General features: G+C 79.5%; 1 protein-coding gene. It reads left to right on the top strand.

Going from position 1 to position 1,691, the window contains the following annotated elements:
* Positions 1-171: 171 nt before the first annotated feature.
* Positions 172-1,691 (top strand): helicase-related protein (locus tag I4I78_RS32290; RefSeq protein WP_255567224.1); only part of this gene is annotated, 1,520 nt, incomplete at its 3' end.

Below are 1,691 nucleotides of genomic sequence, written 5' to 3'. Positions count from 1 at the left end.
GTCGCGCCGGTCGCCCCGCCGTCGTCCTCCGACCTGGGCTCGTCGGTCGAGGTGCCGCCGAGCAGCTCCGGCGCACCGATCGGCTGATCGCCCGGCGGCAGCGGCGGCAGCGGTGGGAGCGGAGTCGTGCCGGTCGGGGCGTTCCCCGACCGGCATACACTGCCGTCCGCGATGCCCGAGCTGCCCGATCTCCCGGTCCGACCCGCCCTCGGCGACGTCACGGATGCGCTGGCGCGCCGCGGCGGTGCGGTGCTCGTCGCCCCGCCCGGCACCGGCAAGACCACCCTCGTCCCGCTCGCGCTGGCCGGGCTCGACCGGGACGACCCGCGGCCCGGCCGGGTGCTGGTCGCCGAACCGCGGCGGGTGGCGGCCCGGGCGGCGGCGAGCCGGATGTCGGCGCTGCTGGGGACGCCGGTCGGCGGCGCCGTCGGATACGCGGTGCGCGGCGACGCGAAGAGCTCGCCCGACACCCGGGTCGAGGTCGTCACCTCCGGGCTGCTGCTGCGCAGGCTGGCCCGCGACCCGGAGCTGGCCGGGGTGCACACCGTGGTCCTCGACGAGTGCCACGAGCGCCACCTGGACGCGGACCTGCTGTTTACCCTGCTGCTCGACGCCCGCGACGGGCTGCGCCCGGACCTGCGGCTGCTCGCCACGTCGGCGACGCTGGACGCGGCCCGCCCGGCCGAGCTGCTCGCCGACGCCGAGGGACCGTCGCCGATCCTGACCGTCGAGGCCCGCACCTACGGCGTCGAGATCCACCACCTCGCGCCGTCCCGGGGCGAACGCATCGAGGCGACCGTCGTCCGGGCGGTGCGCGCCGCCCGGGCGCACGGCAGCGTGCTGGCGTTCCTGCCCGGTGTCGCCGAGATCAACCGGGTCGCCTCCGCGCTGCGCGACGACCCCGCCCTCGACGCCGACGTCCTCACGCTGCACGGGCGGCTGCCCGCGGCCGAGCAGGACGCCGCGCTGCGCGAGGGCCCGCGGCCGCGGGTGGTGCTGGCGACCTCGATCGCGGAGTCCAGCCTCACCGTGCCCGGCGTGCGCGCCGTCGTCGACGCCGGGCTGGCGCGCACCCCGCACACCGACCACCGCCGCGGGATGTCCGGGCTCATCACCCGGCGGGTCTCGCAGGCCGTGGCCGACCAGCGCGCCGGGCGCGCGGGACGCGAGGCGCCCGGGCACGTCTACCGCTGCTGGCCCGAGGGCGAGACGCTCGTCCGCGCGCCCGACCCGGAGATCCGCACCGCGGACCTGACCCGGCTCGCACTGGACCTGGCCGCGTGGGGCACCCCGACCGGCGAGGGCCTGCGCTGGTGGGACGCCCCGCCACCGGGCCCGCTGGCCGCCGGGCGCGACGTGCTCACCGCGCTCGGCGCCCTCGACCGCGACGGCGCCGTCACCGGCCGCGGCACCGCGATGGCCGGGATCGGGCTGCACCCACGGCTGGCCCGGGCCCTGCTCGACGGCAGCGCCGAGGTCGGGGCGCGGGCCGCCGCCGAGATCGTCGCCGTGCTCGACGACGACACCCTGGCCGGTCCGGAGTCCGACCTCGGCACCGCGCTGGCCCGGCTGCGCTCCGGCGAGGCCCGCGGCACCGGGCGGTGGCGCGGCGAGATCGGCCGGCTGCGGTCGGCGATCCGGGCCGGGAGCGACCGCAGGCCCGCGGGGCGCCGCGCCGGGAGCGACGACGC

Source organism: Pseudonocardia sp. KRD291 (genome assembly GCF_019263595.1).
Lineage (GTDB): Bacteria > Actinomycetota > Actinomycetes > Mycobacteriales > Pseudonocardiaceae > Pseudonocardia.
This window is presented reverse-complemented; position numbering and strand designations above follow the sequence as displayed.